The organism is Marinobacter sp. L-80, assembly GCF_056859395.1.
On sequence record NZ_JBSXOI010000003.1, the window covers coordinates 1 to 4511 of the forward strand.

Consider the following 4511-nt stretch of genomic DNA (forward strand, 5'->3'; position numbering starts at 1 on the left):
TAACCTTGATCCAGCACCAAGCTGGCTGCTTCCTGTTTGAACTCAGGAGAAAAAGAACGTCGCTTTCTGGTCATCAGACACCTCGTTTATGGTGGCGATATTACCACCTACGTTGGTGTCCGGAATCATTGAACCACTACACCGGTTTTTGAGTAAGCTTGTAACAAGTGCATCAAATTCGTTCCGGCCCGATGGGCCTCCACCGGACGGCTTTTTCTCCGCTTCGCTGCGCAAAAGCCGCCGTTTATGCAGGCGTTAGGCGCTACTGCTCACCTTATATTTGGACTTCGCATGAGACACTCTGAAAGACACAAAACAGATCGAATCGGTTGGCTTCGTGCTGCGGTTCTTGGTGCAAACGACGGGATTGTATCTACTGCGAGCCTGGTCTTGGGGGTGGCAGCAGCAGGGGCGGACTCCAAGGCTTTGTTAGTCGCAGGCGTAGCTGGTCTCGTTGCAGGTGCTATGTCGATGGCAGCAGGTGAGTACGTGTCAGTCAGCTCTCAAGCCGATACGGAGGGGGCCGACCTTGCCAGAGAGAAAGCCGAGCTGGCTGATGCGCCTGAACAAGAGCATGCGGAGCTTGCCGAGATTTACGTCAGGCGCGGGTTAGACCGGGCGCTCGCAGACAGCGTAGCAAGTCAACTGATGAAGCAGGATGCACTTGGGGCACATGCACGCGATGAACTTGGCATCTCAGAGGTCTCTACGGCCCGTCCAATTCAGGCTGCATTGGCGTCGGCAGGCACATTCTCGGTAGGTGCGGCCCTTCCCTTATGTGTCGTCCTATCGTTTCCGGAGTGGTTACTTATGTGGGTCGTCCCTGGCAGTTCATTGGTGTTCCTTGCCTTACTAGGCTCATTAGCAGCGAAAGTCGGCGGCGCTCCTGTTCTTAAGGCCGCCTCTCGGGTCACGTTTTGGGGGGCTCTGGCAATGGCTTTGACGGCTGGGGTCGGTGCGCTCTTCGGTGTGGCCGTATGATTTTCTGGCGGTGCATTCTCTCGCCTAACAAGGCGCTGCTGTCGGACAAATTCTCCGCTGCGCTTCAAATTTGCCGCAGAGCGCGGCGTTGGGCGCATAGGGAGAAGTTGTGAAAACCGATAAAGCGGCGAAAGTAATTGTTGAACTGGCGCAAGAATTTATTTCCGGCATACAGCGGATCTCGCCTACGTGGAAGCAGGCTTACTGGCGCTTTGAATCACAGGAATGCCGTTTCGGATCGAACGCCTCAGTAGTTACTCATGATGAGGTTCTCTTAGTTGATCCGTTCCGGGAAAAGGCTTTGTTCGAGGCTTTGAACTCATTGGGCCGTCGACTTTGGGAACTAGAGTCAGCACGTAAGAAGGAATTTTGTGTGTGCCTTCTCCGCGTCGAGAACACGTTCGACTATGACATCGCTTTTGAGAGGGAAGACCCTGAAAAATGGCGGATCACCAAACTTGACGGGAACTCCGGTATACCGGAAGGGGTATAAAAGTCTCTATCCTTCAGTTTCCACTGTGACCCGCCCAACAAGTCGCTGTAGTACGCGGCCGATGGCCGCCGGACGCCCTTTTCATTGCGGCTTCGCCTCCATTACAAGGGCGCCGCTAAGCTCAGCTACATGGACTCCCCCTGCGGTCAAGCAACGCCATTTGAATTCGAAGCGGTTTGAGACTGCAGCTCTACATTCGGCCTCTTTGTGGGCATTGTTGCCCGGGCCAGGATGATGATGCGTGTGAGTGGTGACCTCATTCGTTAGTCGGCTTGTATCAGCCGCAAAGCTTATCAGGTTCAATCACTCTCGGTCTGACCGTTCCGTCATCGCTTGCCGTTGCAGGACTCGGCTGGCAGGCGTGTTCTGCCTGTCGTTGGTGCTCGGTTATCAGCCCTCTACAGGCTGTGTTTTAAACTCACTTTGGTTCATCAGTAGCGCCCAGATAATCCGGGCATTCTTGGCCGCTAATGCGACAGCGGCTCTCTTATACCCGCGACGTTCCACCAACTCTTTTGCCCAGCGGCTGAGCCGGTCATCTTTATTGGCCAGCTTGGCAATCACCGCCCGCGTGCCATGGATTAACAACGTTCGCAGGTATTTGTCTCCGCGCTGTCAGCAACAGTGCTAAAAGTCCGTAAATTGTCAGGATAGATTGTCCTCCCGACCCGCATGGCCTTTTCTTGAAGGTGACGAAACCTGAAAGGAAAAGACTCATGCAAAGCCGAGAGGACTTTCTCATGATAAAGCAACTACGGGTACAAGGGGCACACATCGTGGACATTGCCCACCGGATTGGCTGTTCAGAACGCACGGTGCGACGTTATCTGGCCCTGCCAGCACCACCGACGGGCAAGCCCAAAACACGCCGGCCCAGCAAGCTGGATCCCTTCAAGCCTTTTATCGATCAGCAGTTGGCGAATGAGGTCTGGAACGCCGAGGTCATTTTCCAGCAGTTGCGGGAACAAGGGTACAGCGGCTCCTCAACGCTGGTCCGCGAGTACATACAACCCAAGCGCCCCCTTCGAGCCAGTAAGCAAACGGTTCGATACGAGACGCAGCCGGGCAAGCAGCTTCAGCATGACTGGGGCCAGCTCCGGACCGAAATCGGTGGCCGGATCTGTACCGTCAACATGGGGTTGTTTGCGGGAGGGGGCGAAATGACACCCTAAGCATCGGGCCAATGGTATTCACCAGTTAGATTGATATGCTCCCACCCCAGAGGGGATACATGGGGCAGTAGATCGGGATTTGGTGCCTCACCGGCATTGGTGAGTGTCTCGACAATTTCCCCCAGCTTTTTGGTGTTCCAATAGATAATGATTGCCGCAATGAGATTCATCCCAGCAATTCGATAGTGTTGTCCCTCAGAGGATCGATCACGAATCTCACCTCGACGATGAAAACTGATTGCGCGCTTTAGGGCGTGGTGTGACTCACCTTTGTTGAGCCCCATCTGTACGCGCTGTTGCAACTCAGCGTCCAACATCCACTGCATCATAAACAACGATCGTTCAACTCGACCGATCTCACGTAGGGCGACAGCCAGTTCATTCTGTCGCGGGTAAGCAGATAGTCGTTTTAAGAGCTGACTGGGTTTCACTGTGTTTGCCGCTGCACTTGCTGATAACCGGAGGATGTCGGGCCAATTGCGTACGATAAGGTCTTCGTTGATCTTGGCCGCAACCAACGGCCTCAGTGTCTTGTGTACCTCGCTTGGATTAAATGCATACAGGCGTTTCGCCGGTAGATCGCGAATACGAGGTGCAAAACGGTAGCCCAGCAGTGAGCACATGGCGAACACATGATCGGTAAACCCACCGGTATCTGCATATTGTTCCTTCACTCGCCGTCCGGCGTCATTCGACAACAGTCCGTCGAGAATATAAGGCGCTTCGTGTGCTGTTGCCGGAATCGCTTGCGTCGAGAACGGAGCATACTGATCGGAGACATGGGTATACCCCTTTATCCCTGGGTCTATGCCATAGCGTCTGTTCACCACATTCATGGCTTCGCCAGGCCCTGAGGCTCGGAAGAATTGACCATCGGCCGACGCGGACTCTCCGGGCCCCCAGACTTTGGACATAGGCAGTCGACTTTGCGCGTCTACGATCATCGCAAGTGCTTGCCGATAGCCATCGTCTTGTACGTGCCACCGAGAAATCCTAAGCAACTCCCAGAAAGAATGCGTGGTAGATACGGCACCCATCTTGCGAAGGCCCAAATTGACGCCGTCACTGAGTAGTACGGTTAGGAGCCCGATTTGGTCACGACACGGCGCTCCTGTTCGCAAATCTGTGAAAGCTTCTGTAAACCCGATTTCACGGTCTACCGACAACAGAATGTCAGTGACCGGTGTTTGCGGTACACGCCGGTACAAATCCATGACTAGCTGATGGGCATTGTCGGGCGCCTGTTTCTCCAATTTGGAGAGTTTGAGTACGCCGTCTTGAATTAGCCCGTTTGGTAGCCGGTCACGGCGTGCGGCTTCGCCTGTGGCTTCAAATGCTTGAGCCAGCACCTGTTTCCGTTGCGTTAACCAGTCGAGAGGGTCCAACGGTACTGCCAGTGCTGATGACGTTGCAACGGCGTTAACCGGTATCAACTCTTTCGATGGCTCTGCATATCGACGGCTATTTTTTAACCAGATGTCGCCTGCCCTAAATGCATCGCGAATAGCGAAAAGAATCGCAGTTTCCCAAGTTCGACGGTCTGTGCGCTGCAACCTCTTTCGCCATTTGGGTCTAGCGAAGGCTATCGGTAGATTGTTTGGTAACCCCCGATTATTCGATCGGTTCAGTTGTTGGAGTGCGTTAATTGCTTTGAGTATCGGTCCTGCTGACTGCGCACCTTCGATCGCGAGTGTGTTCAGAAACCGTGGTGCATAGCGACGAAATCTAGGGGTCTGCGCGGCAGAAGTATTTTGAGCAAGTGACCCCGCCGCGTCGAATCACAGTTCGGCCCGAGAACGTATCCACAATATCCAGCCGAATAGAGTCTCGATTCTCTCTATTCAGTCAGTCAAGACGGTTATCAG

General features: G+C 54.0%; 3 protein-coding genes and 2 pseudogenes. 3 read left to right on the top strand and 2 right to left on the bottom strand.

Annotated elements, in window-relative coordinates; all coding sequences use genetic code 11:
- Positions 1–291: 291 nt before the first annotated feature.
- Positions 292–981: a VIT1/CCC1 transporter family protein gene (locus tag AC13E3_RS00055; protein WP_020742832.1), complete on the top strand. Its 690-nt coding sequence runs from the start codon at positions 292–294 to the stop codon at positions 979–981.
- A 109-nt stretch (positions 982–1090) separates the two neighbouring features.
- Complete coding sequence (locus AC13E3_RS00060; protein WP_092034169.1) at positions 1091–1474, top strand: hypothetical protein; 384 nt, start codon at positions 1091–1093, stop codon at positions 1472–1474.
- 390 nt (positions 1475–1864) lie between these two features.
- Here the strand turns inward: AC13E3_RS00060 and AC13E3_RS00065 are convergent.
- Positions 1865–2089 (bottom strand): annotated as a pseudogene (locus AC13E3_RS00065) (IS110 family transposase); the annotation flags it as partial.
- Positions 2090–2214: 125 nt separating this feature from the next.
- Between AC13E3_RS00065 and AC13E3_RS00070 the strand changes: the two are divergent.
- Positions 2215–2646, top strand: a complete 432-nt coding sequence (locus tag AC13E3_RS00070) for a transposase (protein ID WP_136629444.1) — start codon at positions 2215–2217, stop codon at positions 2644–2646.
- Here AC13E3_RS00070 and AC13E3_RS00075 read toward each other — a convergent pair.
- Positions 2643–4370: pseudogene (locus AC13E3_RS00075) on the bottom strand (Tn3 family transposase); the annotation flags it as partial. The gene AC13E3_RS00070 and the pseudogene AC13E3_RS00075 sit on opposite strands and share 4 nt — an antisense overlap.
- Positions 4371–4511: the final 141 nt, after the last annotated feature.